Below are 26,187 nucleotides of genomic sequence, written 5' to 3' on the forward strand. Positions count from 1 at the left end.
CGCCAGGGAGCATGCGATGCCAGACGCCGTGATCGAAGCCCCGCCGGTGCCGCCGGCCGGGCCCGCCCTGGGCGACGCCCCCCGCACCATCCGCCTGCACGCGAGCGACAACGTCGCCATCGTCGTCAACGCCTTCGGGCTGCCGGCCGGCACGGTGTTCCCGGACGGGCTGACCCTCGTCGAGTTCGTGCCGCAGGGCCACAAGGTGGCGCTCGCCGCGATCCCCGAGGGCGGCGAGGTCCGGCGCTACGGCGAGATCGTCGGCATCGCGACGCAGGATATCCCGCGCGGCGCCTGGGTCGAGGAATCGCGCGTGGCCACCCCGACCGCCCCCGCCCTCGACGCGCTGGAGATGGCGACCCGCGTGCCGGCGCCCCTGCCGCCGCTGACCGGCTGCACCTTCGAGGGGTTCCGCAACCCGGACGGCTCGGTCGGCACCAAGAACATCCTCGCGATCTCGATCAGCGTGCAATGCGTCGCCGGCACCCTCGACGTGGCGATCCGGCGGATCAAGGCGGAGCTGCTGCCGCGCTTCCCCAACGTCGACGACGTGGTCGGGCTGACCCACGCCTACGGCTGCGGCGTCGCGATCAACGCGCCGCAGGCGGTGATCCCGATCCGCACCCTCCAGAGCCTCGCCCGCAACCCGAATTTCGGCGGCGAGGTGATGGTGGTGGGCCTCGGCTGCGAGAAGCTCGTCTCCGAGCGCCTGCTGCCGGACGGCGACGACGCGCAGGACGGCGGCGTCGTGCGGATGCAGGACGAGCGCCACCAGGGCTTTTCCATGATGCTCGACAGCATCATGGCGATGGCCGAGGCCCGGCTCGCGATCCTGAACCGGCGCCGGCGCGAGACCTGCCCGGCCTCCGACCTCGTGGTCGGCCTGCAATGCGGCGGCAGCGACGCGTTCTCCGGCGTCACCGCCAACCCGGCGCTCGGGTACTGCGCCGACCTGATCGTCGCCGCCGGCGGCACGGTCCTGTTCTCGGAGGTCACCGAGGTCCGCGACGCGATCCACCTGCTGACGCCGCGCGCCAAGACGCCGGCGGTGGCCGAGGCTTTGGTGCGCGAGATGGCGTGGTACGACGACTACCTCGCCAAGGGCGAGGCCGACCGGCGCGCCAACCCGTCCCCCGGCAACAAGAAGGGCGGGCTGAACAACATCGTCGAGAAGGCGCTCGGGTCGGTCGCCAAATCCGGCACCTCGGCGATCTCCGGCGTGCTCGCCCCGGGCGAGCGGGTCCGCGAGAAGGGCCTGATCTTCGCGGCGACGCCGGCGAGCGACTTCGTCTGCGGCACGCTGCAGCTCGCCTCCGGGATCACCCTCCAGGTGTTCTCGACCGGGCGCGGCACGCCCTACGGCCTCGCGCAATGCCCCGTGATCAAGGTCGCGACCCGCACCGAGCTCAGCCAGCGCTGGTCCGACCTGATCGACCTCGACGCCGGCCGCATCGCCACCGGCCACGCGACGATCGAGGAGGTCGGCCGCGAGCTGTTTCAGCTCATCCTCGACGTGGCGAGCGGGCGCAAGACGCCGTGGTCCGACCGCTGGGGCCTGTTCAACGACCTGACGCTGTTCAACCCGGCGCCGATCACCTGAGGGTTCCGACGCCACGGAAGGAGCGGACACGCCGCACGCCATGCGCCGTGCCCGCCGGGGACCGAGCGACGGACAGGCCGGGACGACACCGGCCGGGAGGACACGATGGGCGCACTCGATCGCCGGACCCTGCTGGCGCTGGCGGGCGCCGCCGCCACGACGGCGTGGGCCGGGCCTGCGCAGGCCGCCTTCGAGCCGTCCGAGCGCCTGCCCGACCCGGCGATCGAGATCCTCGACCCGTCGTTCGCCCGGTACCGGATCTTCTCGGCGACGGTGGAGCGGATCGCCACGGGCTTTCGCTGGGCGGAAGGACCGGTCTGGCTCGGCGACATGCGCTGCCTGCTGTTCAGCGACGTGGTCAATGACGCGATCATGCGGTGGGACGAGGCGACGGGCACGACGAGCGTGTTCCGCAAGCCCTCGAACTACGCCAACGGCAACGCCCGCGACCGCCAGGGCCGCCTCGTCACCTGCGAGCACAAATCCCGCCGGGTGACCCGCACCGAGCACGACGGCACGATCACCACCCTGTTCAGCGGGTTCGACGGCAAGCCCGCCAACGCCCCGAACGACGTCGTCTGCCGCTCAGACGGCGCGATCTGGTTCACCGACCCGGCCTTCGGCCCCAACCCCTACGAGGCGATGGCCCAGCCGGAACGGCCGGGCCAGGTCTTCCGCCTCGATCCGCGGACCGGCGAGGCGAGGGTCGTCGTCGCCGACATCGCGGGCCCGAACGGGCTGTGCTTCTCGCCCGACGAGACCAAGCTCTACGTCATCGAATCCCGCGCCCAGCCGAACCGGCTGATCCGGGTCTACGACGTGGTCGGGGACGGCAGCGCGCTCGCCGACGGCCGGGTGCTGTTCGATTGCGGCAGGGGCACCGCGGACGGGTTCCGGGCGGATGCCGACGGCAACCTCTGGTGCGGCTGGGGCATGGGCGCCGATCTCGACGGCGTCCTGGTGATCTCGCCCGAGGGCAGGGCGATCGGCCGGATCCGCCTGCCGGAGCGCTGCGCCAACCTGTGCTTCGGCGGCGCCGACGGCAACCGCCTGTTCATGGCCTCGACCAAGTCGATCTACGCGCTCTCCGTCAACACCCGGGGTGCGGTGCGGTAGGGCCGCCCTACACCAGCTCGAGGATCGCGAGCCGGTCCGTCACGCCGAGGGTCAGCGTCCGGGCCGGGCCGAGCGTTTCCACGCCGACGGAGCCGTCGTCGGCGAAGCGGTGCAGCCGCGCCGCCTTCGGGACGCCCGAGAGGGTGAGGGTCACGCCCTGCGCCGGCGCGTCGGGCCGTGCCCGGCGTTGCACCCGGTCCCAGCCGTCGATCCCGAGCCAGAGCGGCACGAGGACGGCGCCGTCGCCGCGCAGGAAGCGGATCGCCTGGAGGTCGCGCGGGGCCGCGTCGAGGGCCACGTCGAGGGCGGGGCCGGCCACGGCCGGGCCGGCCCGGAACAGGCGCATCAGGTTGGCGACCGCGGCAAAAGTCGGCGTGGCTGAGCCGTCGAAGCGCAAGAGGCCGAACCGGCCTTCCGGGTCGCCCTCGCCCCGGTCGACCGAGGCGGCCAGCTCGTAGAGGTAGGTGCGGCGGATGCCCTGGAGGAAGCTCCACAGCAGCAGGCGGGGCGTGTAGCGCGCCCGCACGGCCTCCGAGACCGGGAAGTGGAAGCTCCGGGTGGCGAGCGCGGTGTGGTAGCCGTTCTCGGTGGCGAGCAGCGGCGCGCGGCCGAAGATGGGCTGAGCGGCGGCGACGAAGCGGCGCAGGTCGCCGTTGCCGGCGTTCTCCGGGTGCTCCATGCCGGGGTAGGGGTGGATGTTGCCGTAGTCGACGGCGTTGGCCAGGGACTCCGCCGCCGCGACGTTGGCCTGGACGTAGCTCGGCCCGGCGACCTTCACCGCGCCGCCGGCATTGCGTGCCGCCCGGTAGAGCGCGCGCTGGTGCTCGGCCGAGGCCTGCGGGCGGCCGGCGCCGGCGGCGATGTTGGGCTCGTTGCTGCCCTCGGCGATCGCGAGCCCGCCCGCGCTCCAGGCGGCGATGTCGGGCAGGCGCCGGGGCGGCACCAGCGGCCCGACGTCGAGCCCGTCGTAGAAGACGAGGCTGAACCGGTAGCCGGCCCGCGCCAGCTCGGCGATCCGCCGGAACTGCGGCGGCGGCCCCGATGGCGGCTCGCCCGCCGGCAGGACGATGTCGTCGCGCAGGTGCCGGATCCCGAGGGCGTCGAGCGCCGCCGCGCAGCGCGCGAACCGGTCGACGTACGGGGTCCCGTCGTGCCCGAAATGGGTGTTGATGCCGACGGACTGCGCGAAGTCCTCGCTCGGATACGACGGCAGCGGGCCGGCCAGGGCCGGGCGTGCCGCCAGCGCCGACGCGCCCGCCGCCAGCACGAGGCGGCGGGTCGGTCCATGGGGCCTCATCGATCGCACCTCCTCTAAGGCGTCGCGGCCGCGGGCACCGCCTCGGCGCGCGGCGCGGCGGCGGCGACCAGGGCGGCCTTGCGGTTCAGGATCAGCGCGACGCTCCGGCGCAGCGGCGCGCGCAGGAACAGCAGCGCCAGGATCCCGTAGACCAGGATGCCGAGGCCGATCGCCGCCGCGAGGCCGGCGTGGTCGCCGAGCCGCGCGTAGAGGCGATCCTGCGCCAGGAACACGGTGGCGCCCATCGCGAGCGAGCAGGCGAGGATCGGCGCCAGCGAGGCGGCGACCGCCAAGGTGCCGACCGGCACGAACCGGCCGGCGGCCCGCACCACCACGGGCGAGAACAGGTAGGCGCGCAGCACGTGCCCGACGACGAGGGCCGACAGGCCGAACGGCGCCGTCACCAACGAGGCCAGGATCGTGATCGTGAACTGCGCGGCCGACAGGACCAGCGCGGTGCCGGTCCGGTCGGAGGCGGTGAAGATCATCCACAGCATCGAGGTCGCGACGAATTCCGGGCCGAGCAGCGCCAGGATGCGCAGCACCGGCACCGCGTCGCGCCACTGCTCGCCGAAGAGCAGCGGCACGAGGTGCGGCGCCACCACGGCCATGCCGACGAAGGCCGGCAGCGCCAGCACCGCCGACATCGCGACGAAGCCGTCGAAGGCCGCGGCCAGGTCGCGCGGCCGGTCCTGCAGCCGGGCGTAGGTCGGCAGCGCGACCGCCGCGAGCGGGATCACCGCGACCTGGCTGATCAGGTCGATGCAGCGCCAGGCCATGCGCAGCAGGCCGATATCGGCGGTGGAGAGGAAGTAGGCGGCGACCACCTCCTGGCTGCGGATGCTGAGCGTCAGGAGGAGCTGGGTCGAGAACACCCGCGAGCCGAAGGCGAGCTGGCGGCGGGCATGGGCGCGCACGAAGCGCCATCCGGGAAGCCACGGAAACGCCGCCCAGGTCAGCAGCGTCGTCATGCCGGTGGCGAGCAGCCGCTGGATCACCAGGCTCCAGACCCCGAACCCGTTCAGCGCGAGCGCGATCGCCACCGACCCGCCGATCAGGTTGGCGACGAGGGCCCGGATCGCGAGGCTGCGGAAGCCGAAGAGGCGCTGCAGCCGCGCCTCGTGGATCACGCCCGCGGCCGCGATCACGAAGGTGGCGGCGAGCGCCGCCAGCACCGGCTGCAGCTCGGGGATCCGCAGCATCCACGCGATCGGCCACGACAGCGCGACCAGCGCCAGCCCGTAGAGGCAGCCGGAGGCCAAAGCCACCCAGAAGGCGGTGTCGACGAAGCCGTCGTCGAGCCGGTCGGTCTGCACGACGAGGTCGGGCAGGCCGCCCCGCGTGACGATGAGCAGGATGTCGATGAACACGACCGCCACGGCGACGAGGCCGAACTCGCTCGGGTCGAGCAGGCGCGCCAGCACCAGGAACACCACGAAGCTCAGGACGACGTTGCCGATTGCGCTGACGGCGACCCACCCGGCCGCCCGGACGGAGCGGCCGGCCATATCGTCCCGGGTCGCAGCCGCGTCCGGCGCCGCGGCGGACGGGCCGGGCGGGCTAGGCGCCATGATGGATGCCGTGCGCTGGCGACGGTTCCGGCGCGATGCCGCGGCGCTCGGCGAGAAGCTCGGCGTAGAGGTCGAGATACTTCTCGGCGACGCGCTCGGAGGTCGATTCGCGCAGGACGTGCTGGAACGCGCGCTCGTCCGGCAGGCTGGCGCGGCCGCGGGCCAGCACCGTGCGGATGCGGTCCGCGAGGTCGGGCGCGTCGCCGGCGCGAAACAGCCAGTCGGCGTTGTCCTCGCCGATCAGCTCGGGGATGCCGCCGGAATCGGCGCCGATCACCGGCACGCCCATGGCGTAGGCCTCGTAGACCGTGCGCGGCGAGGGTTCGGCCCAGAACGAGGGCACGACGAGGACGTCGACCTCGGTGAGGAAGTCCTTCGGGTCGACCCAGCCGACGAACTCGATCGGCAGCCCTTCGGCCTTCGCCTTGAACCGCTCGATCGAGTCGTCCATCGCCTGGCCCGCGAACAGGCAGCGCCAGCCGCCGGAGGCGGGATTCCCTTCGGTGGCGTGCGCGCGTGAGCCGATCTCGGCCAGCGCGTCGATCAGCGTGCCGACGCCCTTCTCGACGTTGATCCGCCCGAGATAGCCGAAGGTCATCGGCTTGGCGCTCCGGTCGACCCGGCGGCGCGCCTCGGGATCGCCGTCCGGCACCGTGCAGGAATAGTAGATCACCCGTCGCCGCTCGGGAGCGAGGTGGCGGAACAGGCCATGGTCGACATGGGTCTGCAGGATCCGGGTGCCGACGCTCGCCACCGCGTCGACCCAGCGGTTGGTCAGCTGCTTGGAGGCGTTCACGACCTTGCAGCCGAGGTGCCAGTGCGTGCACGGCGCGCCGTGCTTGAACATCGCCGCGTTGCCGCAGATCAGGTCGTACTCGCAGACCGTGTGCACGATCGGGATGTCGCGCCGGGCCGCCTCGCGCCAGACCAGCGTCGAGATGTCGAGCAGCGAGTGGGTGTTGACGACGTCCGGCCGGAAGTCGTCGAGCACCCGGCCGAAATCGGCGGCGATCGCGAAGTTCCACTGCTGCTTGAGCTTGGCGGCGTTGCGCGCGAAGCGGCCGTGCTGCGCCCAGTCCTCGAGCCAGAAGTCGTTGTGATGCGCCATGCGGTAGACCGTGACGCCGTTGCGCACGGTCTTGGGCTCGGCCTGCCGCTCGATGCAGGCGGCGGCGACCGTGTGCCCGAGGCCGGCGAGCTCCTCGGCCAGATGCTCGACGGACCGCTCGGCGCCGCCGACGATATGGGGCGGGTAGAGCGAGCTAAGGTGCAGGATGCGCATGGCGCCTTGATCCTTGAGGCGTTGATTCTCGAGGCGTTGACCGCTGGGACGTCGATCCTTGGGACGCCGATCCGTGGGCGACGGCGGGCTCACGGGCGAGGAGGCTGCGGTAGAGGTCGAGGTAGCGGGTGGCGACCGCCTGCGGCCGAGTTCCTTCGGCGACCGCGGCGGCGTTGGCGAGGCCGGTCGCGAGGCGGGCGGGGTCGGCGACGATCCGCGCCATCGCGGCGGCCAGCGCCGCCGCGTCGCCGGGCGGCACGAGCCAGGCGGGATCGTCGGTGCCGACCTGCTCGGCGATGCCGCCGACGGCGGTGCCGATCACCGGCACGCCGCGGGCGTAGGCTTCGGCCACCGTGCGCCCGAAGGCCTCGGGCCAGACCGGCGGGACGACGAGGCAGTCGATGCCGTCGAGGAAGGCGTCGGCCGCGACGAACCCGTCGAAGGCGACGGGCAGCCCGGCGGCGAGGCCTTCGTAGCGGTCGAGCCCGTCGACGGCGCGCCCGGCGATGCGCAGCCGCCAGCCGGTGCCGGGCAGGCGGCGGCAGGCCTCGATCAGGGTGTCGACGCCCTTCGACGGCTCGATCCGGCCGATGTAGCCGAACGTGACTTCGCCCGAGGGGAGGGCGCGCGGCGCCGGCGGCGGCCCCGCCTCGATCGGGTTCCAGATCACCTGCCGCAACGCGGCCGGCACGTCGCGGAAGAACCCGGCCGCGAGGTGGCGGGCGAGGATGTCGCTGCCGACACCGACCACGGCGTCGACCGGCCGCTGGCAGAGCCGGTGCAGGAGCGCGTAGGCGCGGCACTTGGCGTGCTGCCGCTCGCAGGCGCGGCCGTGCCGCACCATCGCGCCGTTGCTGCACAGGCTCGTGAAGTCGTGCAGCGTGTGGACGACCGGCACCCCGAGCCGGCGCAGCATCGGCCAGATCTGCGGCGTCAGCTCCGACATCGAGTGCGTGTTCACCACGTCGGGCGAAAAATCCCGCACCGCGGCCTCCATCGCGGCGAGCGTGCGCCCGTCCCACTGCGCGGCGAGCTTGTAGCGCAGGCGGTCGAGCCGCCCGTGCTCGGCCCAGTCGAGGACGTGGAACGGCGTGCCGTGGCCGAGGCGGTAGATCGTCGCCGCGCCCGACCGGTCGGGCGGCTCCGCCCGGCGCGACAGGCAGGCGACGCCGACCTGCGCCCCGAGACCCGCCTGCATCCGCACGAGGGTCTCCACCATCAGCTCCGCCCCCCCGACCTGTTCGGGCTGATACAGCGATGAGAGGTGGAGAATACGCATCTGATCAATCTGACGGTGCTAGATCGACCCTAGTCCGGGGTTATTGCCAGTCGATGAAGCGCATCCTGCTCAACATGCCGAGCCAGTTCGGCGGCAAGCCGTCCGGCGTCGCCCGCGTCGCCTTCGCACTGATCGACGAGCTCGTCCGGCGGCCCGACGTCGCCGTGGTGCTGCGCTCGCCCTGGACCCGAGCCGAGCTTCCCGCGGCGTGGCGCGACGCCGTCGCGGTCGTGACGGTGCGCCGCCCGCGCATCGTGGTCCTCGACGTGCTGGCCCAGCTCGTCACCGTTCCGGCCTGCTGCCGGCGGCACGCCATCGACGTGGTGCTGAACATCGACCCCTACGGCGCGGGCGCCGGCGGACGGGCGCGCATCGTCGTCGTCCACGACCTGTACTTCCGCACGATCCCTCAGAGCACCGGCCCGCGCGAGGCGCTCACCACCGACTGGATCTTCCGGCTGATGCTGGCGCGCAACCACGCCGCCGTCGCTGTCTCGGACGCGACGCGGCGCGACCTGGAGCAGCATTACCCTGCCGTCCGCGGGCGCGTCCGCGTGATCCCCTCGGCTTCCGTGCTCGACCCTGCGGCCCTCGCCGTCGGGGCGCCCGCGGAGGTCGCCGGCCCCTACGTGCTCGCCGTCGGGAACGCCACGCACAACAAGAACTTCGGCTTGCTCGCCGAAGCGGTGGCCTCGATCGCGCACGCCCATCCCGATCTCGCCGTCGTCCATGTCGGCGAGGACCCCGCCGACGCCGTCGCCGGGACGCTCCGGCGGATCGGGGCGGCTTCCCGCGTGGTGCGCCTGTCGCGCATCAACGACCAAAGGCTCGCCGCGCTCTACCGCGGCGCGCTGTGCCTTTGCGTCCCGTCCTTCGCGGAAGGCTTCTGCCTGCCGGTGCTGGAGGCGCAGGCGCTCGGCTGCCCGGTGGTGTGCTCGGACCGCTCCGCGACGCCGGAGGTCGCAGGGGAGGGCGCCCTGACCTTCGATCCCACCGATGCCGGCGCCCTGGCCGCCTGCCTGCGCCGGCTGATCGAAGAGCCGGCCCTGCGCGAGAGCCTGGTCGCGAAGGGCCGGAGCAACCAGGCCCGCTACACCTGGGACGCCACCGCCCGCGGCTACGCCGACCTCCTCGACGCCGTGCTAGCAGGCGGCGACCCGCCGTCGCGCCCGCTCTGAGGCCGGCGCGGCCGGCAGCGGGCCGGAACCGCGCGCCGAGCGGCTTCAGCATAGTTAAGATTTACCAAGCGGACGAATTCAGCAGTCTTTGCGCTGTCGGCAGGCCTTTGAGCCGTCGATATTTCTAAAAGTGCAAGCATCTCCGCCTATCACCAGCATTGGCCGCGACCATTCAGGTGACTACACCTTTAAGTTGCATCCATACCGGGCTTCGCCTCGGTGCCCCCTTCCTTCGAGGTCTCGAAGATGCGCGTCGCGATCGTCCATGATTGGCTCTACGTCGTCGGCGGTGCCGAGCGCGTCCTGCACGAGATCCTGGCGATCTATCCCGAGGCGGACATCTTCACGCTGTTCGACTTCCTGAGCCCGGCCGACCGCGCCAAGATCGGCGTCGGCGCCACGCGGACGAGCTTCCTGCAGCGGATGCCGCTGGTGCGCACCCGGCACCGCGCCTACCTGCCGCTGATGCCGATCGCCGTCGAGCAGTTCGACCTCTCGGCCTACGACCTCGTGATCTCGAGCAGCTACGCCGTCGCCAAGGGCATCCTGACCGGGCCGAGCCAGGTCCACGTGTCCTACATCCATTCGCCGATGCGCTACGCCTGGGACATGCAGCACAGCTACCTGCGCGAGAGCGGGTACGAGCACGGCGTCAAGAGCATGGTCGCCCGCATGATCCTGCACCGGATGCGCCTGTGGGACACCCGCACCGCCAGCGGGCCGGACGCGGTGGTCGCCAACTCCGCCTTCGTCGCCCGGCGCATCCGCAAGGTCTACGGCCGCGCCGCCGAGGTGATCCATCCGCCGGTCACGCAATCGGCGATCCGGGCGGACCTGCCGCGCGGCGACCACTTCCTCGTGGCGAGCCGCCTCGTGCCGTACAAGAACGTGCGCGCGGTGATCGAGGCCTTCGCCCTGATGCCGGACCTCCGGCTCGTCGTCGCCGGGACCGGCTCCGAGGAGGCGCGCCTGCGCGAGGCGGCCGGGCCGAACGTGACGTTCGCCGGCTTCGTCGGGGATTCCGAGCTCCGCCGGCTGATGGGGACGGCGCGCGCCTTCGTGTTCGCGGCGGAGGAGGATTTCGGGATCATCCCAGTGGAGGCGCAGGCCGAGGGCACCCCCGTGCTGGCGCTCGGCCGCGGCGGCGCGCGCGAGACCGTGGCGACGCTTCCGCCCAACCGCTCGGGCATGTTCTTCGCCGAGCCGGACCCCGCCGCGATCGCGGCCTGCGTCCGCGACTTCACGGAGCAGGAGGGCATGTTCTCGCGCGCCGCCTGCCGCGCCCAGGCGGCGCTGTTCGCCCCGGAGGTGTTCCGCACCCGGTTCGCCGGCTTCGTCGACGAGCAGATGGCCCTCCACCGCGACCTCGGCGCCGGCCAGGAGCGCTCGGGCCACCGCCTCAAGGCCCTGGCCTGACCGAATCCGCCACGCTCGGCCCGCGCGCGGCGGCCCGAACCTCACAATCCCTTCCGCACGGTCGCGCGACCCCGTTCGCGAACCGGCGCCAGACCCGGTGGTCGACGATGACGACGTCCTACCTCAACCCCGCCCGCACCGCCGTGCCGGCCGCGCCGAGTTCGGGCCCGGCCACCGACCAAGCCGGCCCGTTCGCGACGATCTGGCGGCGGCGGCGCCTGTTCGCGGCGGTCTTCATCGGCGTCATGTCGGTGGCGATCGGGCTGCTGATGGTCGCGCCGGTGCAGTACCTGGCGGTCGGCTCGGTGATCGTGGCCGAGCCGGAGCCCGGCAGCAACAACGCCAACGCGTCGGTCGCCTGGATCCAGAAGCTCGGCGACCCGGCCGACATCGAGAGCCAGATGCTGGTGATCCGCGCGCCGCGGATCATGCGCCTCGTCGCCTCGGGCGACGTGGTCGAGAAGGTTGTGGCCGAGTGCCGGCAAATCGCGCGCGGCGGGCTCCTCGCGAGCCTGCTGCCGCCCAAGGAGGACGGCTGCGACAAGCTGCGCGGCAACACCGACCTGGTGGTCGACTACCTGCAGCGCCGCTACGTCGTCACCGGCGCCGGCCGCTCGCGCGTCATCAACATCGCCTACCGCTCGCCGAACGCCGAGACCTCCCAGGCGCTGACCAACGCGCTGATCACCGCCTTCCTCGACGACCAGCGCGGCGTGCTCGCCAACAGCCGCGAGGCGGCGACCGAGTGGCTGTGGAAGGAGATCCGCCAGCTCGACGCGTCCCTGCGCGACGACGAGGCCAAGATCCAGGCCTTCCGCCGGCGCAAGGGCCTGATGTCGGGCGCCAACGCGCCGATCACCTCCGAGCGGCTCAGCACCATCACCCAGCAGCTCTCGGCGGCCGAGACCGCCAAGGCCGACGCCGCGGCGCGCCTCTCCGAGATCAACGCCGACCAGGCCCGGGGCTCGATCAACGCCCCGGCGGTGCTGGCGAGCCGGACGATCGGCGACCTCAAGCAGCAGATGAACGTGGTGGCCGCGCAGATCGCCAACACCGGCACGGTGCTGGGGCCGAACCATCCGACGCTGCAGGCGATGCGCACGGAGCTCGCCGGCCTGAAGCTGCGCGTCGACCGGGAGGTCGCGAGCATCAGCGCCGGCCTGAAGAAGACCTTCGACGCGTCGAGCGCGCTCGCCAAGTCGCTGCGCCAGCAGATGGAGACCGCGAAGGCCGAGGCGGCGTCCGCGATGGACGACGAATCGGTCGTCGCCGGCATGGTGCGCAACGCCGAGATCAAGCGCGGCCAGTACACCGACCTGTACAAGCGCGCCAACGAGCTCGAGACCGAGCGCCGCATCCTCGTCGGCAGCACCCGGCTCGTCAGCCTCGCCGACGTGCCGGCCGCGCCGGTCACCCCGAAGCCGCTGCTGTTCCTCGGCGCCGGCTTCGTCCTGGCCGCCGCGCTGGCCGCGGCCGCCGCGCTGCTGCGCGAACGCGCCGACCGCAGCGTTCGGACCTCGACGCAGCTCGCCGCGGTGGCCCACGCCCCCGTCTTCGCCCAGCTGCCGCACCTGCGCGCCGCCGGCGGACCGGCGCTGCTCGGACGGATGGGGGCCGCCGCCGGCGAGCTGCCGCTCGCCGCGGCGCTGCGCGACGCGCGCAGCGATCCGCTGATGCAGCAGGTCCTGCGCAACCTCGGCGCCCGGCTGATGCTGGCCGGCGCCGACGGCACGAGCCGCGCGATCCTGCTCACCTCGGCCGCGCCCGGCGAGGGCAAGTCCTTCACCACCCTGGCGCTCGCCCAGCTCAACGCGGCGAGCGGGCGCCGCGTGCTCGTCCTCGAATGCGACCTGCGCCGCCCGGTCTTCGAGACGGCTCTGGACCTGCCCGCCGGCCCCGGCCTCGCCGGCGTGCTGCGCGGCGAGGCCCTGCCGCGGGAGGCGGTGATCGCGACGGCGACGCCCAACCTCGACGCCATCCCCGCCGGCGCGGCGACCACGGAATCGACCGAGCTGCTGATGGGCAAGCGCATGACCGAGCTGCTGCTCTGGGCCCGCAAGTACGACCTTGTGCTGATCGACAGCCCGCCCGCGGCGATGCTGATGGACGCCCAAATTTTGGCGCGGCAGGTCGACGGCGTGCTGTGCTGCACCCGCTGGGGCCGCTCGCAGGTGTCGGCGATCAGCGCCACCGTCAACGGCCTGCGCGAGGCCGGCGGCGACGTGTTCGGGCTCGCGATCACCATGGTGCGGGCCGACGACCACCCGTTCTACGACACCGGGCACGAGCCGGCGCGCCGCTATCTCGGAGCCGCGTGATGGACCGTCCGCGGGTCGTGTTCGTCAACCACACCAGCACGATGTCGGGCGCCGAGATGGTGCTGTGCGATGCCGTGGGACCCTGGCGCGGCGCCACCGCCTTCCTGTTCGAGGACGGGCCGCTCGCGACCGCGCTGCGGGAGCGGGGGCTGGCGGTCGTCCGTGCGCGGCACGGATCCGGGCTGTCGTGCCTGCGCCGCGACGGCTCGCCCTGGCGCGCGATTCCGCTGGCCGGACGGCTCGCCGCGACGATCCTCGCGCTGGCGCGGACCGCGAAGGCCCACGACGTGGTCTACGCCAACTCGCAGAAGGCCTTCGTCCTCTCGGCCCTCGCCGCGGCTCTCGTGCGCCGCCCGCTGATCTGGCACCTGCACGACATCCTCGATCCCGCGCATTTCGGGGCGGCGCAGCGTGGGCTTCAGGTCCGCCTCGCCAACGCGTTCGCCGCCCGGGTCGTGGTTCCGTCGCAGGCCGCCGCCGACGCCTTCGTCGCGGCGGGCGGGCGCCGGAATCTCGTCGAGGTTGTGCCCAACGGCCTCGACCTCGACGGCGAGCCCGGCGACCCGGCCGCCCTGCGCACGAGCCTCGGGCTGCCGCACGGCCCGCTGGTCGGCGTCTTCAGCCGGCTCGCCCCGTGGAAGGGGCAGCACGTGGTGCTGGAGGCCCTGGCCCGCTCGCCCGGCACGGCGTGCATCGTCGCCGGCACCGCCCTGTTCGGCGAGGATGCCTACGCGAACGGTCTGCATGCGCGCGCGGCCGAGCGCGGGCTCGCCGACCGCGTCCACTTCCTCGGCCAGCGCGGGGACGTGACGCGCCTGATGCGCGCGGTGGACGCGGTGATCCATCCCTCGATCGCCCCCGAGCCGTTCGGGCGCACCCTGGTCGAGGCGATGCTGGTCGGGACGCCGGTGATCGCCACCGATACGGGCGCGGCGGCCGAGATCCTCGACCGGGGTGCGGCGGGGACCCTGGTGCCGCCCGGCGACGCGGGGGCGCTCGCCGACGCCATCGCCCGCGTCCTGTCCGCGCCGCCGGGGCTCTCGGCCCAGGTCGCCCGGGCGCAGGCGACGGCCCGCGCGCGCTACGGCGCCGCGCGGATGCAGGCGAGCCTGGCCGAGATCGTCCGCCGCGTGGCGGCCGGTAAGCGATGGGCCGCCGCGATCGCGGGCGCTTCGCTGGACCGGCCGGCATGACCGCCGCGACGACGACGGGCGCCCTCGATCGGCCGGCGCCGGGGCGCCTTCACCGCCTCGACGGCGTGCAGATCCTGCGGGCGGTGGCGGCGGTGATGGTCGTCCTGCTCCATGCCGAGCTCCTGCTCGCGCTCCAGGCGGAGGCGCGCGGCCTCGCCATGCCGCGCTTCGCCGCCCTGCCGCTCGGGGCCGGCGTCGACCTGTTCTTCGTCATCTCCGGCTTCATCATCGTCTACGCGTCCGAGCCGCTGTTCGGCGCGCCCGGGGGCGCCGCGCGCTTCCTCAAGCGCCGCCTGCTGCGGATCGTGCCGCTGTACTGGTTCGCGCTCACGCTGCGCCTCGTCGTCCTGCTGGCCGCGGCCGCCGCCGGCCAGGCCGCCGCGCCGAGCCTGGCGGACGTGGCGACCTCGTACCTGTTCATCCCGTTCGACACCCGCGGCTTCGGGCCGGACTACCCGTTCCCGATCCTCGATCTCGGCTGGACGCTGAACTACGAGATGGCGTTCTACCTCGTCTTCGCCGGGGCGATGATGCTCGCGGCGCGGGCGATGAAGGCCTCCGCGCCCGCCGCGGCCCTGCGCGAGCGGGCGGCGCTGGCGGCCGTTTCGATCCTCGCCGTCGGCGTGCTCCTGGCCTGGCTGCGGCCGCCGGCCTTCGACCCGCTCCGGTTCTGGCTGCGGCCGATCGTGCTCGAATTCGCCGCCGGCATCGGCCTCGCGCTGCTGTTCCGCCGCGGCGTCCGGCTCGGCGTCGCCGGCGGCGTCCTGCTCTGCGGCCTCGGGGTCGGCGTCTGGGCGTCGATCGACCTGTCCGGGTTCGACGCCTCGTCTGCGCCCGGGAATTACGGCTGGGCCCGCACCCTGATCTGGGGCGGCGGCGCGGTGCTGATCGTCGCCGGCCTCGTCCTCGGCGGGCTCCGGTTCGACCAGGCGATCGCCCGGCGGATCGCGCGGATCGGCGACGCGTCCTACGCGCTCTACCTGCTGCACCCCTTCGTCTTCCTTGCCGCCAAGGCGGTCCTGCCGCGGCTGCCGCTGAGCGCCGGCCTGCTCTGGCCGCTGACGCTGCTCCTCGTCGCCGTGTCGATCGCCGCGACCGAGGCCTTCCATCGCAGCGTCGAGCGGCCGGTGCTGCGCTGGCTGCAGGGCCGGCCGCGCGACGCCGGCGCGGCGGGCGTGCGGGCGGGGGCATGACGGGCCATCGCGCTCGTGGCACGCGTTCCGCGGGGTCACACCGTCGCGCGGCGGGGTTGGAACGGCGGCCTCGCTTTCCCCATCCGGCGGGGCGGCGTATGAGGACGTTCCCGAACCGTTGCGAGACCCCATGTCCGCCTCCCCGATCGCTCTCCACGCGAGCGGTCCCGCACGCGACCCGGCCGCCGACGAGGCCCTCGACCCCGATGCGATGCGCCGGCCGCTGCCGGATGCGTGGTACTGCGTCGGCCAAGCCTCGGGCCTGACCGGCAAGGCGCTCCGCGCGGTCGAGCTAAACGGCGAGCAGATCGTGATCGGGCGCGATGCGGACGGCGCCCCGTTCGCGCTGCGCGACCGCTGCCCGCACCGCGGCATGGCGCTGTCCAAGGGCGGCTTCGACGGCGCCGAGCTGGTCTGCCCGTTCCACGGCTGGCGCTTCTCCACCGAAGGCCGCTGCCGCGACGTGCCGACCCTCTCCGAGCACGACACGGCCGACTTCTCGAAGATCGTGGTGCAGCGCTTCCCCGTGATCGAGAGCGCCGGCTTCGTCTGGGTCAACCCGCATCTCGGGACGCCGGGCGAGACGCCCGCCCTGCCGGCGCTCGACTTCCACCCGGTCGGCTCGCTCGTGGTCGAGCTCGTGGTCGAGGCCTCGTTCGACCTGACGACCTTGAGCCTCGTCGATCCCGGCCACGTCGCCTTCGTTCACGATTCGTGGTGGTTCCGGCCGTCCAAGGCGCTGCGCGAGAAGAAGAAGACGTTTCGGCCGGTGCCGCACGGCTTCGTCATGTCGAGCCACGCGACGACGACGAGCTCGCCGGTCTACCGCCTGCTCGGCGGGGTGCCCGACGTCGAGATCGAGTTCCGCCTTCCCGGCGTGCGCCTGGAGCGGATCACGGCGGGCGCCAAGCGCCTGGCGAACTACACCTTCGCGACGCCGCTGACCGCCAACCGCACGATGCTCACCAACGCCCTCTACTGGAACGTCCCCGGCCTCAACCTGCTCAAGCCCGTCGCCCGCCCGCTGATGCGCCAGTTCCTGACCCAGGACCAGCAGGTGCTCCAGCACGCGCAACTGGGCCTCGACCGCAAGCCGACCATGGTGCTGTTCGGCCAGGGCGACCTGCCCTCGCAATGGTACTTTCGCCTGAAGCGCGAGGCGCTGGAGGCCGCGCGCGCCGGGCGCCCGTTCGCGAACCCGCTGGAGTCGCGGGAGCTGCGCTGGCGCTCGTGAGGGGCATCGGGGCGACCCGATGCGCGTCTCGGTCGCGATCCCGCCCGGGAACGTCGGTTCGGACCGCGCGATCTTGCCGTTCAGCTCCGATCAGTTCGGCAGCAGCCCCGCTTCCCGATAACTCTGGATCAGGGAATCGAACAGCGTTATGTCCGCGCGGCTTCGCGCGACGATCTGTGCGCCGGCGACCGCCGCGTAGACGGCACGCGCTCTCGCCTCGCCCTCGTTCGGCGCGACCAGCTCGGCGGCGACGAGCTGCCGACGCAGCCACGCCGTGTTGACGTCGGCGAAAGCCTGAACCTCCTTCAGGACCGGCTCGGGCAACGCATCGTATTCCGTCGCCATGAAGCTGCTGAGGCACATGCGGTTGTCGCGCGCCAGCGACAGGCGAAAGATGCCGGGGTACCGTCTCAGCGCCTCCGTCGGGCTCGAGGCATGCGCCGACACGTCCTCGAGGTCGCGGGCGATGTCCTCCCAATAGCGGCGCGCGACCGCCTCGCCGAGGAGGGCCTTGTTGGCGAAGTAGTAGTTGATGCTCGCGGCCTTGATGCCGACGGTCTCGGCGAGGTCGCGGAAATTGAGACCGCCGTAGCCGTAGGCCATCGCCGCCTCCCGGGCGGCCGCCAGGATCGCCTCCCGCACGTTCTCCTTCGACGTCGCTGCCATGCCCAACCTCCATCTGTCATATGGCAGACAGGGGTTGACGAGACAAGCGCCGGGACGTAGCGTGATGCCTGTCATCTGACAGACAGGTGAACGTGATGGAAAGCGAGACGACGATGTCCGACAAGCTCAGGCTCTTCACCTCCCCCTCGGCCTTCCCGAACCCGCAGCGCCTGCGGATCTTCATGCACGAGAAGGGCATCGCCGACCGCTTCGACGAGACGGTCTACGACATGTCGCCCGTCGGCGAGCAACGGGGATGGAAGCACCTGAAGATGAACGCCTGGGGCGAGACGCCGACCCTCGCGCTCGCGGACGGGTCCTTTCTCAGCGAGACCTCCGCCATCGCCCGCTACCTCGACGACGCGTTCGAAGGCCGCAAGATCATGGGCGAAACGGCACTCGAGCGCGGCCTCGACCAGATGTGGGACAGCCGGGTGTGGGTGCACATCCTCTACCCCATCGTCACCGCGTTCCACGTCCTGCACCAGGGCCTGGGCCCGAAGCTCGAGCTGACCAGCAACCCGGCCTGGGGCGAGCATTCGCGCAAGGTGGCGCTGGCGCATGCCGGCCTGGTCGACCGGCATCTCGCCGACGGCCGCGCGTGGCTCCTGGGCGGCGATCAGCCGACCTTCTCGGACATCACGCTGGCGACGGCGATCGCGTTCTCCAAGTTTCCGGTCAACGCGACGCCGCTCGATGAGCGCTTCGAGCATCTCGATGCCTTCTGGCAGCGCTGGCAGACCCGGCCGACCTTCATCGCCGCCTACGCCGACCGGAGCAGCGGCGTCCCGGAGATCGACGAACGCGCCTGAGCGTCCGGCGGTCGGTTCCGGTCATCGCCCCACCGCGAGCCGCCCCGTGCCGCCCTTGGACGCCGGCTTGCATTGGACGGCGGCCGGCAGACGCCGCCTTCCGACCAGTGCCGGCGCCCGTCCGCATGCCCGACATGGATCGGAGGAGGGCGGTCGCGAAACCGGGCCTCGACCCCTATCGCGCCTTCCCCCGCGTCGCCTCATCCTTGCAAGGCGTGATCGCCTTCGGATCGGGCCGCCGGTCGGGGGCCGGCGCCTCGAACACCGCGAGGTAGCCCACCCCGCCGTCGAGCACCGAAAAGCCCGTCTCGCGAAAACCCGCGGCGGACAGCTCGCAGCGCAGGAGCTTGGGCGGCGTGCCGTGGCGCGAGGGGATGTCGTCGGCGTCCACGATCCCGACCCGGCCGCCGGGCCTCATCGCGGCGGCGAGGTTGTGGAGCAGGCCGTAGGGCTGGGTGATCTCGTGGTACATGTGCACCAGGATCGCCGCGTCGACCGATCCAGGCGCGAGGCGCGGATCGTGCGGCTCGCCGCGCACCACCGTGACGTTGGACAGGTCGGCCTTGCGCAGCCGGGCTTCGAGGTCGGCGAGGTAGCGCGGGGTCACGTCTTCGGCGAGCACCCGGCCCTGCGGCCCGACCAGCGGGCTCAGCCGCGTGACGTAGTAGCCGCTGCCGGCGCCGATGTCGGCCACCGTCTCGCCCGGCTTGAAGCCCATCAGGCGGGCGACCTGCCCGAACTCGTCGGCCTTGTCGCGCTGCGCCTCGAAGGCCCATTGCGCCGCGACGATCTCGGCCACCGGCCGGTCGGGCTTCGGGAAGGCGGCAGCCGGGGCGCCGGGCGGTCCCAGGGGTTCCGCCGCCTGCGCGCCGTGCGCCAGGGCCGGGAGAGCGAGGAGGAGGGCGAGGAGCGGTCTGATCATCGAAGTCCTGAACGCGCGAGGGCGGCGCTCGGTGCCGCGGCGTTGACCGCGCAGGCGTCCCGGCGCCATCAAGCGGCCATGACGAACCCGCCCCCTTCCGCCCCGCCCTGGCGGGCGACGATCCTCACGCTCTACCCCGAGATGTTTCCCGGGCCGCTCGGCGCCTCGCTGTCGGGCAGCGCGCTCGCCCGCGGCGACTGGGTCTGCGAGGCCCGCGACATCCGCGAGCACGGGCTCGGCCGCCACCGCAGCGTCGACGACAACCCGGCCGGCGGCGGCGCCGGCATGGTGCTGCGCTGCGACGTGCTCGGCCCCGCCATCGACGCCGCGACCGGGCCGGATGACGCCCGCCCCCGCCTGCTGATGTCGCCCCGCGGAAAGCCGCTGACGCAGGCGCGGGTGCGGGCGCTGAGCGCCGGGCCGGGCGCGCTGATCGTCTGCGGCCGCTTCGAGGGGGTCGACGAGCGGGTGATCGCCGGCCGCGCCCTCGAGGAGGTCTCGATCGGCGACTACGTGCTCTCCGGCGGCGAGGTCGCGGCGATCACCCTGATCGACGCCTGCGTGCGCCTGCTGCCCGGCGTGATGGGCAAGGCGGCGTCCGGCGACGAGGAGAGCTTCGAGGGCGGCCGGCTCGAATACCCGCACTACACCCGCCCCCGCGACTGGGAGGGCCGGACGATCCCGGAGGTGCTGACCGGCGGCGACCACGGCGCGATCCGCGCCTGGCGCCGGGCCGAATCCGAGCGGATCACCGCCGAGCGCCGGCCGGATCTGATGGCGCGGCCGCGCGGCGGCTGAGGCGCATCCCGGCAGGCGCGCGAACACCGCGGCGCGATGCAAGCGGATCGGGGTGTCCACGCGTCCCCGGCCCTTGCAGGGCCGCCGGCATCGGCGCATCCCGGCGGCGGGACACGCCTCCCCGACGAGGTGCGCCCATCTGTAAGGATGGATCCTCATGTTGCGCCGACCCGACACCCGCCCCCGGGTGCCCCATTTCTCCTCCGGCCCCTGCGCCAAGCGCCCCGGCTGGACCCCGGCGGCCCTGGCCGACGCGCCGCTCGGCCGCTCGCATCGCTCGGTCGCCGGCAGGGCCAAGCTCCGCCGGGCGATCGACCTGACCCGCGACGTGCTGCGCGTGCCGGCCGACTACCGCATCGGCATCGTCCCGGCCTCCGACACCGGCGCCGTCGAGATGGCGATGTGGTCGATGCTCGGGCCGCGGACCGTGGAGGTGGCGGCCTGGGAGGCGTTCGGCTCGGAGTGGGTCACCGACGCGTTGAGGCAGCTCAAGATCAGCCCGCGCATCCACCAGACGCCCTACGGCGTGCTGCCCGACCTGTCGGCGATCGACACGAAGCACAACGACGTGGTCTTCACCTGGAACGGCACCGCCGCCGGGGTGAAGGTGCTGAACGGCGACTGGATCGCCGCCGACCGCGAGGGGCTGACGATCTGCGACGCGACCTCGGCCGCCTTCGCCCAGGCGCTCGACTGGGACAAGCTCGATGTGGTGACCTTCTCCTGGCAGAAGGTGATGGGCGGCGAGGCGGCGCACGGCATGCTGGTGCTCTCGCCCCGCGCCGTCGCCCGCCTCGAGAGCCACGTCCCGGCCTGGCCGCTGCCGAAGGTGTTCCGCCTGACCAAGGGCGGAAAGCTGATCGAGGGGATCTTCTCCGGCGACACCATCAACACGCCCTCCATGCTCGCGGTCGAGGACTACCTCGACACGCTGGCCTGGGCGCAGGACCTCGGCGGGCTCGACGCCCTGCATGCGCGGGCGGACGGCAACGCGCGGGTGATCCACGACTGGGTCGCGCGCACGCCCTGGATCGCCAACCTCGCGGTCGACCCGGCGACGTATTCCAACACCGGCGTGTGCCTCGTCATCGCCGATGCCGACGTGCTGGCGCTGGGCGACGCGGTGGTGGAGCGCGTGGCCAAGGGCATCGTCGAGACCCTGGAGCGCGAGGGCGTGGCCCTCGACATCGGCGCCTACCGCGACGCGCCGCCCGGCCTGCGCATCTGGTGCGGCGGCACGGTGGAGCGGAGCGACCTCGAGGCGCTGACGCCCTGGCTCGACTGGGCCTTCGCCCGGGAGAAGGCGGCCCTGACGCAGGCGGCGTAGGAACGCGGCCCGCGCGCCACCCGGCAGCGCGCCAACGAAAACGGGCGGCCCGATCGGGCCGCCCGTTTTCGTTGGCGTGGTGGATGCGGGACCGTGAGGACGGCCCCGCAGGCCGCCGGGATCAGAAGGTGATGCCGGTCTCGACCATGTAGCGGTCCTGCGAGGTGCGGTTGCCGGTGCGGCCGAAGCCGGTGCCGAGGGTGCCGGCCGCCAGGCTGCCGCGGGTGATGTCGTAGAGCTCGACCCGCGAGTACTCGCCGCGGAGGAAGTACTGGCCGAAGGTGAAGGTCGGCGTGACGGTGAAGGAGAGCGCTTCGCTGCCGGCGCCGTAGAGGACGGAGGTGTCGGGGAACAGGCTCAAGCGGTTTCCGCTCTGGGCGATGTACTCGAAGCGGCCGGCCAGGGCGAAGTTGTCGGTGAAGGCGTAGCTCGCGAGGATCGCGCCGCCGAAGGTCTCGGCGCCGTTGAGCCCGAGGGCGGCGTTGCGCTCGACGTTGGTGTACTGGATGTAGGGCGTCACGATCCAGGGACCGGCCGAGTAGGTGTAGTTCAGGCTGATGATGCTGCTGTTCTGCAGCGACAGGGGCGTGGCGTACTGGAAGCGCAGGCTCTGCAGGCCGGAATTGAAGCTGCTGAAGTGCGTGCCGCCGTTGATGCCGATCGTGTTGGCGTCGTCAATCTTGTAGGTGATCAGGCCGGTGATCCAGTTGAGCTCACCCGAGAAGAACCCGTCGGTCGCCGCCAGCGAGGCCGCCCACGGGCCGCTGGCGTAGTTCACCTGGACGCCCTGGTTGATCACGTTCTCCTGGTTGAATAGCAGGCCGCGGGAGATGTTCAGGTTTTGGAAGGTGAACGGCAGCTCCGAGCCGATGTTGGTCGGCATGCGGCCGCCCTGGAGCGACCACTCGTCGTTGATCTGGTACTTGCCGAACGCGATCGAGACCGGGGTGAAGAGCAGATCGGTCTGATCGAAGGCGCTGTAGATCGGCGCGCCGAGGCCGGGGATCGTGTAGGCGCCGACCGCGACGTAGAACTGGAACGGGCCGTCGGCCTTCTGGATGAAGCCCTGCAGGTTCGAGAAGTCGACGCGGCCGGCGCGGTCGGCGGGAACGCCGGGCGGCGTGACCGCGGTGTTGAACGGGTTGGTCTGCGTGTAGGCGTAGCCGGTCACCGCGCCGCCGACGTAGATCTCGCCGATGCCGCCGATGGTGAAGCAGCTCGGGTTCGGGTTCTGCTTGATGACGCCGCCGTAGGCCGGGAAGGTGATCGCGACCTTGCAGGCCTCGGGGACCGGGGGCGGAGCGGGCTTGGCCGACAGGTCGGCGGCCGACACCTGTCCGACGCAGAGCAGCGTGGCGATCGACGCCGTGGCGCCCTGGAGGAACAGCTTCAAGGTCATAGTCCGAGCCCCGTTTGTTTTTTGCTGCGGCCAAGGTGCCGAAAGTTCCCACCCTCCGCAAAAACAACTTTCGGGCAATTGCCTACGAAACGGGCAATCGCGGCCGCAGCCGCCCCAAGCTCAAGATGTGTTGCCGTCGCACCACAACCAGTCGGCCCATCCGGCGCGGATCATCCGGAATTCCGTGCGTCTTCGTTAACGGATCGTTACCAAGCGCCGCCGGACCGGGCCGGATCGACTGCATCGGCGAATCGCTCGACGATCGAGGACTGATCCTGGACTTGGTCGCGAGCCTCGGGACACGTTGCACGCATCGGCTTGGTTCGAGACGCCTCCGGACGAAGGACCGGATCCCCCGACCGCTGCCCCGCGACCGCCTCGGGGATGGCCGCCACGAAAGAAGCCCCGGTGCGGGGCACCGGGGCTTCGTCGGCGTCACGGGGACGTCGATGGATCAGTAGTTGTAGGCGCGCTCGCCGTGATCGGCGATGTCGAGGCCCTCGCGCTCCTCGTCCTGGGTCACGCGCAGGCCGATCGTCAGGTCGACGAGCTTGTACAGGATCGCCGAGCCGATGCCCGACCACAGCAGGGTGAGGCCGACGGCCTCGGCCTGGATGATGAACTGGCTCATCATGTCGTAGGTGCCGAGAACCATCTCGCCGGGCTTGGTCGCGTAGTCGGGGATGCCGACGCCGCCGAGCTTCGGATCCACCAGGATGCCCGTCGCCAGGGCGCCGAGGATGCCGCCGATGCAGTGGACGCCGAACACGTCGAGCGAGTCGTCGTAGCCGATCGCGTTCTTCACGGTGGAGCACATCACGAAGCAGACGCCGCCGGCGACGAGGCCGAGCACGATCGAGCCCATCGGGCCGGCGAAGCCCGAGGCCGGGGTGACGGCGACGAGGCCGGCGATGGCGCCGGAGACCATGCCGAGCAGCGACGGCTTGCCCTTCATCGCCCACTCCACGAACAGCCAGGAGACCGCCGCCGCCGCGGTCGCGACGAAGGTGTTGATCATGGCGAGCGCCGTGGTGCCGTTCGACTCGAGGTTGGAGCCGGCGTTGAAGCCGAACCAGCCGACCCAGAGCAGCGAGGCGCCGATCATGGTCATGGTCAGCGAGTGCGGGGCGAGCAGGTCACGGCCGTAGCCGATGCGCTTGCCGAGCATCAGGCAGCCGACGAAGCCGGCGATGCCCGCGTTGATGTGCACGACGGTGCCGCCGGCGAAGTCGAGGGCGCCCTTCTTGAACAGGAAGCCCGCATCGGCGTTGACGGCGTCGAGCGCGTCCTGCGCGGTCTTCTTGGCCGCGTCGTCGGTCGCCATGGCGAGCGCCTTGGCGGCGTTGCCGACCGCGTCCGGGCCGCCCCAGTACCAGACCATGTGCGCCATCGGGAAGTAGATCAGCGTCACCCAGAGGATGGTGAACACCACGAGCGCCGAGAACTTCATCCGCTCGGCGAAGGCGCCGACGATGAGGGCCGGGGTGATCATCGCGAACGTCATCTGGAAGCAGATGTAGACGTATTCCGGGATGACGACGCCGTTGGAGAAGGTGGCGACGGTCGAGTTCGGGTCGACGCCCTTCAGGAACGCCTTCGAGAAGCCGCCGACGAAGTCGTTGATGGTGCCGCCGTTGGTGAAGGCGAGGCTGTAGCCGTAGAACACCCACAGCAGGCAGACGATCGAGACGATCGCGAAGACCTGGGTCAGGACGGAGAGCATGTTCTTGGTGCGCACGAGGCCGCCGTAGAACAGCGCCAGGCCCGGCACGCTCATCATCAGCACGAGGGCCGACGAGATCAGCATCCAGGAGGTGTCGCCCTTGTTGGGCACCAGGGCGACGGGCGCGGGCGCCGAGGCCGCTTCCGGCACCGGCGTCTGCGCGAGGGACGGCTCGACGAGGACCAGGGCGAGCGCGGCCCCTCCCAGTCCGAGCGCGAGGGCGTTGCGAAGTTTCATGGACACGAGACTCCCGGGTCGCGGTGCTGTCAGGATTGTTGCGAGGCAGAAATGGGTGGTGAGGGCGGCGGCCCTCGCGGGCCGGCTCAGAGCGCGTCGGCGTCGGTCTCGCCGGTGCGGATCCGGACGGCCTTCTCCAGCGGCATGACGAAGATCTTGCCGTCGCCGATCTGGCCGGTGCGGGCGGCGCCCGCGATGGCGTCGATCACCGTGCTGGTCAGGTCGGCGGCGACCGCGACCTCGATCTTCAGCTTGGGCAGGAAGCTCACGGCGTATTCCGCGCCGCGGTAGATCTCGGTGTGGCCCTTCTGGCGGCCGTAGCCCTTGACCTCGGTCACCGTCAGGCCGTGCACGCCGATGCCGGTCAGTGCGTCACGCACCTCCTCCAGCTTGAACGGCTTGATGATGGCCATCACGATCTTCATGCTTGGCGCCCCCTGCGTGGGTTGGGAACCGTGTGCCGCAGCCGACGCTCGGCAGGGGGTTCCGGTCCAGGATGGTCGCGCAGGATCCGAATGACCCCGCGATCGCCGGGCCCTCATTCAAGGACTATGCCAGCGCCGAACTTTTTGGGAACCTTTTCACGCGACCGCCGGATGCACACGCTTTGGTCGCGGACTGGCGCGGGGACGGGCTCAAGCTGAGCAGTAATCGCACACAAAACGGGCAAATGCTCATCAGAAGCGCAGTAATTCGGCGCGTGCGGCGGCCTGCCGGCGGTTTGACGCCAAACTAGGCCGGCCGCGGGCGGATCAGGCCCTCCTGCGCCACCGACGCCACCAGCGTCCCGTCGCGCGCGAAGATCTGGCCGCGGGCGAACCCCCGCGCGCCGGCGGAATTGGGGCTGTCCTGGGCGTAGAGCAGCCACTCGTCGGCCCGGAACGGGCGGTGGAACCACAGGGCGTGGTCGAGGCTCGCCGACTGGATGTCGGCATCGAACACCGAGCGCCCGTGGACGATCAGCGTGGCATCGAGCAGCGTCATGTCGGACGCGTAGGCGAGCACCGCCTGGTGGATCGCCGGATCGTCGGGGAGCTGCGAGGCCGCGCGCAGCCAGACGTTGCACAGCGGCGCCTGCGGCCCGCCTTCGAGATAGCGTCGCAGGTCGACCGGCTTCAGCTCGATCGGGCGCGGACGGCCGAAATAGCCGGCCACCGCCGCGGGGATGCCGGGCATGCCCCTGGCGAGCAGGGACTTGGTGTCGGGCAGCGATTCCGGGGGCGGCGCGTCGGGCATCGCCGCCTGGTGGGCGTGGCCGGCTTCCGTCACCTGGTACGAGGCGGTCATCGCGAAGATTGCGCGCCCGTGCTGGATCGCCTTGACCCGGCGCGTGGTGAAGCTCTGCCCGTCGCGGATGCGCTCGACCTCGTAGACGATCGGGACGCTCGGGTCGCCGCCGAGCAGGAAGTAGGCGTGGAGCGAGTGCGGCGCGCGGGCGCTCGGCACCGTCCGGGTCGCGGCGACCAGCGCCTGACCCACCACCTGCCCGCCGAACACCCGCTTCCAGCCGTTCCGCGGGCTGACGCCGCGGAACAGGTCGGTCTCCAGCCGCTCGAGGTCGAGGATGGCGAGAAGCTCGGCGACGATGCCGGAATCGGTCGGCGGGACGGGATCGGTCGGCATGGC

The 26,187-nt window shown here is 72.0% G+C and carries 21 protein-coding genes; 11 read left to right on the forward strand and 10 right to left on the reverse strand.

Features of this window, described 5'->3' with window-relative positions; all coding sequences use genetic code 11:
- The first annotated feature begins 16 nt into the window (after nucleotides 1-16).
- Both garD and MKK70_RS24035 read left to right on the forward strand, forming a co-directional pair.
- Entirely contained in the window at nucleotides 17-1,600 is a 1,584-nt protein-coding gene (garD, locus tag MKK70_RS24030) for a galactarate dehydratase (RefSeq protein ID WP_243950384.1), read from the forward strand.
- 105 nt (nucleotides 1,601-1,705) lie between these two features.
- On the forward strand, nucleotides 1,706-2,716 hold the full coding sequence (locus MKK70_RS24035; RefSeq protein ID WP_243950386.1) for an SMP-30/gluconolactonase/LRE family protein: 1,011 nt from the start codon (nucleotides 1,706-1,708) through the stop codon (nucleotides 2,714-2,716).
- A gap of 7 nt (nucleotides 2,717-2,723) precedes the next feature.
- Here MKK70_RS24035 and MKK70_RS24040 read toward each other — a convergent pair whose 3' ends face one another.
- From MKK70_RS24040 to MKK70_RS24055, 4 genes are read right to left on the reverse strand one after another with little or no spacing between them, the layout of a single operon-like run.
- Nucleotides 2,724-4,013: a hypothetical protein gene (locus MKK70_RS24040; protein ID WP_243950388.1), complete on the reverse strand. Its 1,290-nt coding sequence runs from the start codon at nucleotides 4,011-4,013 to the stop codon at nucleotides 2,724-2,726.
- A 14-nt stretch (nucleotides 4,014-4,027) separates the two neighbouring features.
- Nucleotides 4,028-5,521, reverse strand: a complete 1,494-nt coding sequence (locus MKK70_RS24045) for a lipopolysaccharide biosynthesis protein (protein ID WP_243935769.1) — start codon at nucleotides 5,519-5,521, stop codon at nucleotides 4,028-4,030.
- Nucleotides 5,522-5,573: 52 nt separating this feature from the next.
- Nucleotides 5,574-6,866 carry a glycosyltransferase family 4 protein gene (locus tag MKK70_RS24050; RefSeq protein ID WP_243950391.1) on the reverse strand — a complete coding sequence of 431 codons (1,293 nt, stop codon included), beginning with the start codon at nucleotides 6,864-6,866 and terminating at the stop codon, nucleotides 5,574-5,576.
- A complete protein-coding gene (locus MKK70_RS24055) occupies nucleotides 6,847-8,145 on the reverse strand; it encodes a glycosyltransferase family 4 protein (RefSeq protein ID WP_243950393.1) in 1,299 nt (432 codons plus the stop codon). Before MKK70_RS24055 ends, MKK70_RS24050 begins: the two co-directional genes overlap by 20 nt.
- 53 nt (nucleotides 8,146-8,198) lie before the next feature.
- Between MKK70_RS24055 and MKK70_RS24060 the strand changes: the two genes are divergently transcribed.
- The 6 genes from MKK70_RS24060 (at nucleotide 8,199) to MKK70_RS24085 (ending at nucleotide 16,677) form a co-directional block, all read left to right on the forward strand.
- On the forward strand, nucleotides 8,199-9,323 hold the full coding sequence (locus MKK70_RS24060) for a glycosyltransferase family 4 protein (protein ID WP_243950395.1): 1,125 nt from the start codon (nucleotides 8,199-8,201) through the stop codon (nucleotides 9,321-9,323).
- A gap of 246 nt (nucleotides 9,324-9,569) precedes the next feature.
- Complete coding sequence (locus tag MKK70_RS24065; protein WP_243950396.1) at nucleotides 9,570-10,739, forward strand: glycosyltransferase; 1,170 nt, start codon at nucleotides 9,570-9,572, stop codon at nucleotides 10,737-10,739.
- Between the two features lie 107 nt (nucleotides 10,740-10,846).
- Nucleotides 10,847-13,057, forward strand: coding sequence for a GumC family protein (locus tag MKK70_RS24070; protein ID WP_243950398.1), 2,211 nt, complete (start codon nucleotides 10,847-10,849; stop codon nucleotides 13,055-13,057).
- Nucleotides 13,057-14,250, forward strand: coding sequence for a glycosyltransferase family 4 protein (locus MKK70_RS24075; protein ID WP_243950400.1), 1,194 nt, complete (start codon nucleotides 13,057-13,059; stop codon nucleotides 14,248-14,250). Before MKK70_RS24070 ends, MKK70_RS24075 begins: the two co-directional genes overlap by 1 nt.
- Nucleotides 14,247-15,443 (forward strand): acyltransferase family protein, encoded by a 1,197-nt coding sequence (locus MKK70_RS24080; RefSeq protein ID WP_243950402.1) that lies wholly within the window; start codon nucleotides 14,247-14,249, stop codon nucleotides 15,441-15,443. Before MKK70_RS24075 ends, MKK70_RS24080 begins: the two co-directional genes overlap by 4 nt.
- A gap of 130 nt (nucleotides 15,444-15,573) precedes the next feature.
- Entirely contained in the window at nucleotides 15,574-16,677 is a 1,104-nt protein-coding gene (locus MKK70_RS24085) for an aromatic ring-hydroxylating oxygenase subunit alpha (protein ID WP_243935753.1), read from the forward strand.
- Between the two features lie 90 nt (nucleotides 16,678-16,767).
- Here MKK70_RS24085 and MKK70_RS24090 read toward each other — a convergent pair whose 3' ends face one another.
- Nucleotides 16,768-17,343, reverse strand: a complete 576-nt coding sequence (locus MKK70_RS24090) for a TetR/AcrR family transcriptional regulator (protein ID WP_147729122.1) — start codon at nucleotides 17,341-17,343, stop codon at nucleotides 16,768-16,770.
- Between the two features lie 95 nt (nucleotides 17,344-17,438).
- Between MKK70_RS24090 and MKK70_RS24095 the strand changes: the two genes are divergently transcribed.
- The gene (locus tag MKK70_RS24095) at nucleotides 17,439-18,155 is read left to right on the forward strand and encodes a glutathione S-transferase family protein (RefSeq protein ID WP_243950404.1); all 717 of its coding nucleotides are present in this window, start codon (nucleotides 17,439-17,441) and stop codon (nucleotides 18,153-18,155) included.
- Nucleotides 18,156-18,330: 175 nt separating this feature from the next.
- Here MKK70_RS24095 and MKK70_RS24100 read toward each other — a convergent pair whose 3' ends face one another.
- On the reverse strand, nucleotides 18,331-19,077 hold the full coding sequence (locus MKK70_RS24100; RefSeq protein WP_243950406.1) for a class I SAM-dependent methyltransferase: 747 nt from the start codon (nucleotides 19,075-19,077) through the stop codon (nucleotides 18,331-18,333).
- A gap of 78 nt (nucleotides 19,078-19,155) precedes the next feature.
- Here MKK70_RS24100 and trmD point away from each other — a divergent pair, with 78 nt between their 5' ends.
- Together trmD and MKK70_RS24110 are read left to right on the forward strand one after the other, a co-directional pair.
- Nucleotides 19,156-19,875, forward strand: coding sequence for a tRNA (guanosine(37)-N1)-methyltransferase TrmD (gene trmD, locus MKK70_RS24105; RefSeq protein ID WP_243950408.1), 720 nt, complete (start codon nucleotides 19,156-19,158; stop codon nucleotides 19,873-19,875).
- 157 nt (nucleotides 19,876-20,032) lie between these two features.
- The gene (locus MKK70_RS24110) at nucleotides 20,033-21,202 is read left to right on the forward strand and encodes a phosphoserine transaminase (RefSeq protein ID WP_243950410.1); all 1,170 of its coding nucleotides are present in this window, start codon (nucleotides 20,033-20,035) and stop codon (nucleotides 21,200-21,202) included.
- A 121-nt stretch (nucleotides 21,203-21,323) separates the two neighbouring features.
- Here MKK70_RS24110 and MKK70_RS24115 read toward each other — a convergent pair whose 3' ends face one another.
- The 4 genes from MKK70_RS24115 to tesB form a co-directional block, all read right to left on the reverse strand.
- Entirely contained in the window at nucleotides 21,324-22,601 is a 1,278-nt protein-coding gene (locus MKK70_RS24115; protein WP_147728186.1) for an outer membrane beta-barrel protein, read from the reverse strand.
- Between the two features lie 454 nt (nucleotides 22,602-23,055).
- Entirely contained in the window at nucleotides 23,056-24,561 is a 1,506-nt protein-coding gene (locus tag MKK70_RS24120) for an ammonium transporter (protein ID WP_147728185.1), read from the reverse strand.
- An 86-nt stretch (nucleotides 24,562-24,647) separates the two neighbouring features.
- On the reverse strand, nucleotides 24,648-24,986 hold the full coding sequence (locus MKK70_RS24125; protein ID WP_147728184.1) for a P-II family nitrogen regulator: 339 nt from the start codon (nucleotides 24,984-24,986) through the stop codon (nucleotides 24,648-24,650).
- Nucleotides 24,987-25,293: 307 nt separating this feature from the next.
- Nucleotides 25,294-26,184, reverse strand: coding sequence for an acyl-CoA thioesterase II (gene tesB / locus MKK70_RS24130; protein WP_147728183.1), 891 nt, complete (start codon nucleotides 26,182-26,184; stop codon nucleotides 25,294-25,296).
- Nucleotides 26,185-26,187: the final 3 nt, after the last annotated feature.

Source organism: Methylobacterium sp. E-041 (assembly GCF_022829665.1).
Lineage (GTDB): Bacteria > Pseudomonadota > Alphaproteobacteria > Rhizobiales > Beijerinckiaceae > Methylobacterium.

Bases quoted from the DNA above. Each gene is read 5' to 3' on its own strand.
- MKK70_RS24070 (WP_243950398.1), top strand. From the start codon at position 10,847: ATGACGACGTCCTACCTCAACCCCGCCCGCACCGCCGTGCCGGCCGCG.
- MKK70_RS24100 (WP_243950406.1), bottom strand. From the start codon at position 19,077: ATGATCAGACCGCTCCTCGCCCTCCTCCTCGCTCTCCCGGCCCTGGCG.
- MKK70_RS24110 (WP_243950410.1), top strand. From the start codon at position 20,033: ATGTTGCGCCGACCCGACACCCGCCCCCGGGTGCCCCATTTCTCCTCC.
- MKK70_RS24115 (WP_147728186.1), bottom strand. From the start codon at position 22,601: ATGACCTTGAAGCTGTTCCTCCAGGGCGCCACGGCGTCGATCGCCACG.
- MKK70_RS24055 (WP_243950393.1), bottom strand. From the start codon at position 8,145: ATGCGTATTCTCCACCTCTCATCGCTGTATCAGCCCGAACAGGTCGGG.
- MKK70_RS24060 (WP_243950395.1), top strand. From the start codon at position 8,199: ATGAAGCGCATCCTGCTCAACATGCCGAGCCAGTTCGGCGGCAAGCCG.
- MKK70_RS24090 (WP_147729122.1), bottom strand. From the start codon at position 17,343: ATGGCAGCGACGTCGAAGGAGAACGTGCGGGAGGCGATCCTGGCGGCC.
- MKK70_RS24120 (WP_147728185.1), bottom strand. From the start codon at position 24,561: ATGAAACTTCGCAACGCCCTCGCGCTCGGACTGGGAGGGGCCGCGCTC.
- MKK70_RS24050 (WP_243950391.1), bottom strand. From the start codon at position 6,866: ATGCGCATCCTGCACCTTAGCTCGCTCTACCCGCCCCATATCGTCGGC.
- MKK70_RS24045 (WP_243935769.1), bottom strand. From the start codon at position 5,521: ATGGCCGGCCGCTCCGTCCGGGCGGCCGGGTGGGTCGCCGTCAGCGCA.
- garD (WP_243950384.1), top strand. From the start codon at position 17: ATGCCAGACGCCGTGATCGAAGCCCCGCCGGTGCCGCCGGCCGGGCCC.
- MKK70_RS24085 (WP_243935753.1), top strand. From the start codon at position 15,574: ATGTCCGCCTCCCCGATCGCTCTCCACGCGAGCGGTCCCGCACGCGAC.
- tesB (WP_147728183.1), bottom strand. From the start codon at position 26,184: ATGCCGACCGATCCCGTCCCGCCGACCGATTCCGGCATCGTCGCCGAG.
- MKK70_RS24075 (WP_243950400.1), top strand. From the start codon at position 13,057: ATGGACCGTCCGCGGGTCGTGTTCGTCAACCACACCAGCACGATGTCG.
- MKK70_RS24080 (WP_243950402.1), top strand. From the start codon at position 14,247: ATGACCGCCGCGACGACGACGGGCGCCCTCGATCGGCCGGCGCCGGGG.
- trmD (WP_243950408.1), top strand. From the start codon at position 19,156: ATGACGAACCCGCCCCCTTCCGCCCCGCCCTGGCGGGCGACGATCCTC.
- MKK70_RS24125 (WP_147728184.1), bottom strand. From the start codon at position 24,986: ATGAAGATCGTGATGGCCATCATCAAGCCGTTCAAGCTGGAGGAGGTG.
- MKK70_RS24035 (WP_243950386.1), top strand. From the start codon at position 1,706: ATGGGCGCACTCGATCGCCGGACCCTGCTGGCGCTGGCGGGCGCCGCC.
- MKK70_RS24065 (WP_243950396.1), top strand. From the start codon at position 9,570: ATGCGCGTCGCGATCGTCCATGATTGGCTCTACGTCGTCGGCGGTGCC.
- MKK70_RS24095 (WP_243950404.1), top strand. From the start codon at position 17,439: ATGGAAAGCGAGACGACGATGTCCGACAAGCTCAGGCTCTTCACCTCC.
- MKK70_RS24040 (WP_243950388.1), bottom strand. From the start codon at position 4,013: ATGAGGCCCCATGGACCGACCCGCCGCCTCGTGCTGGCGGCGGGCGCG.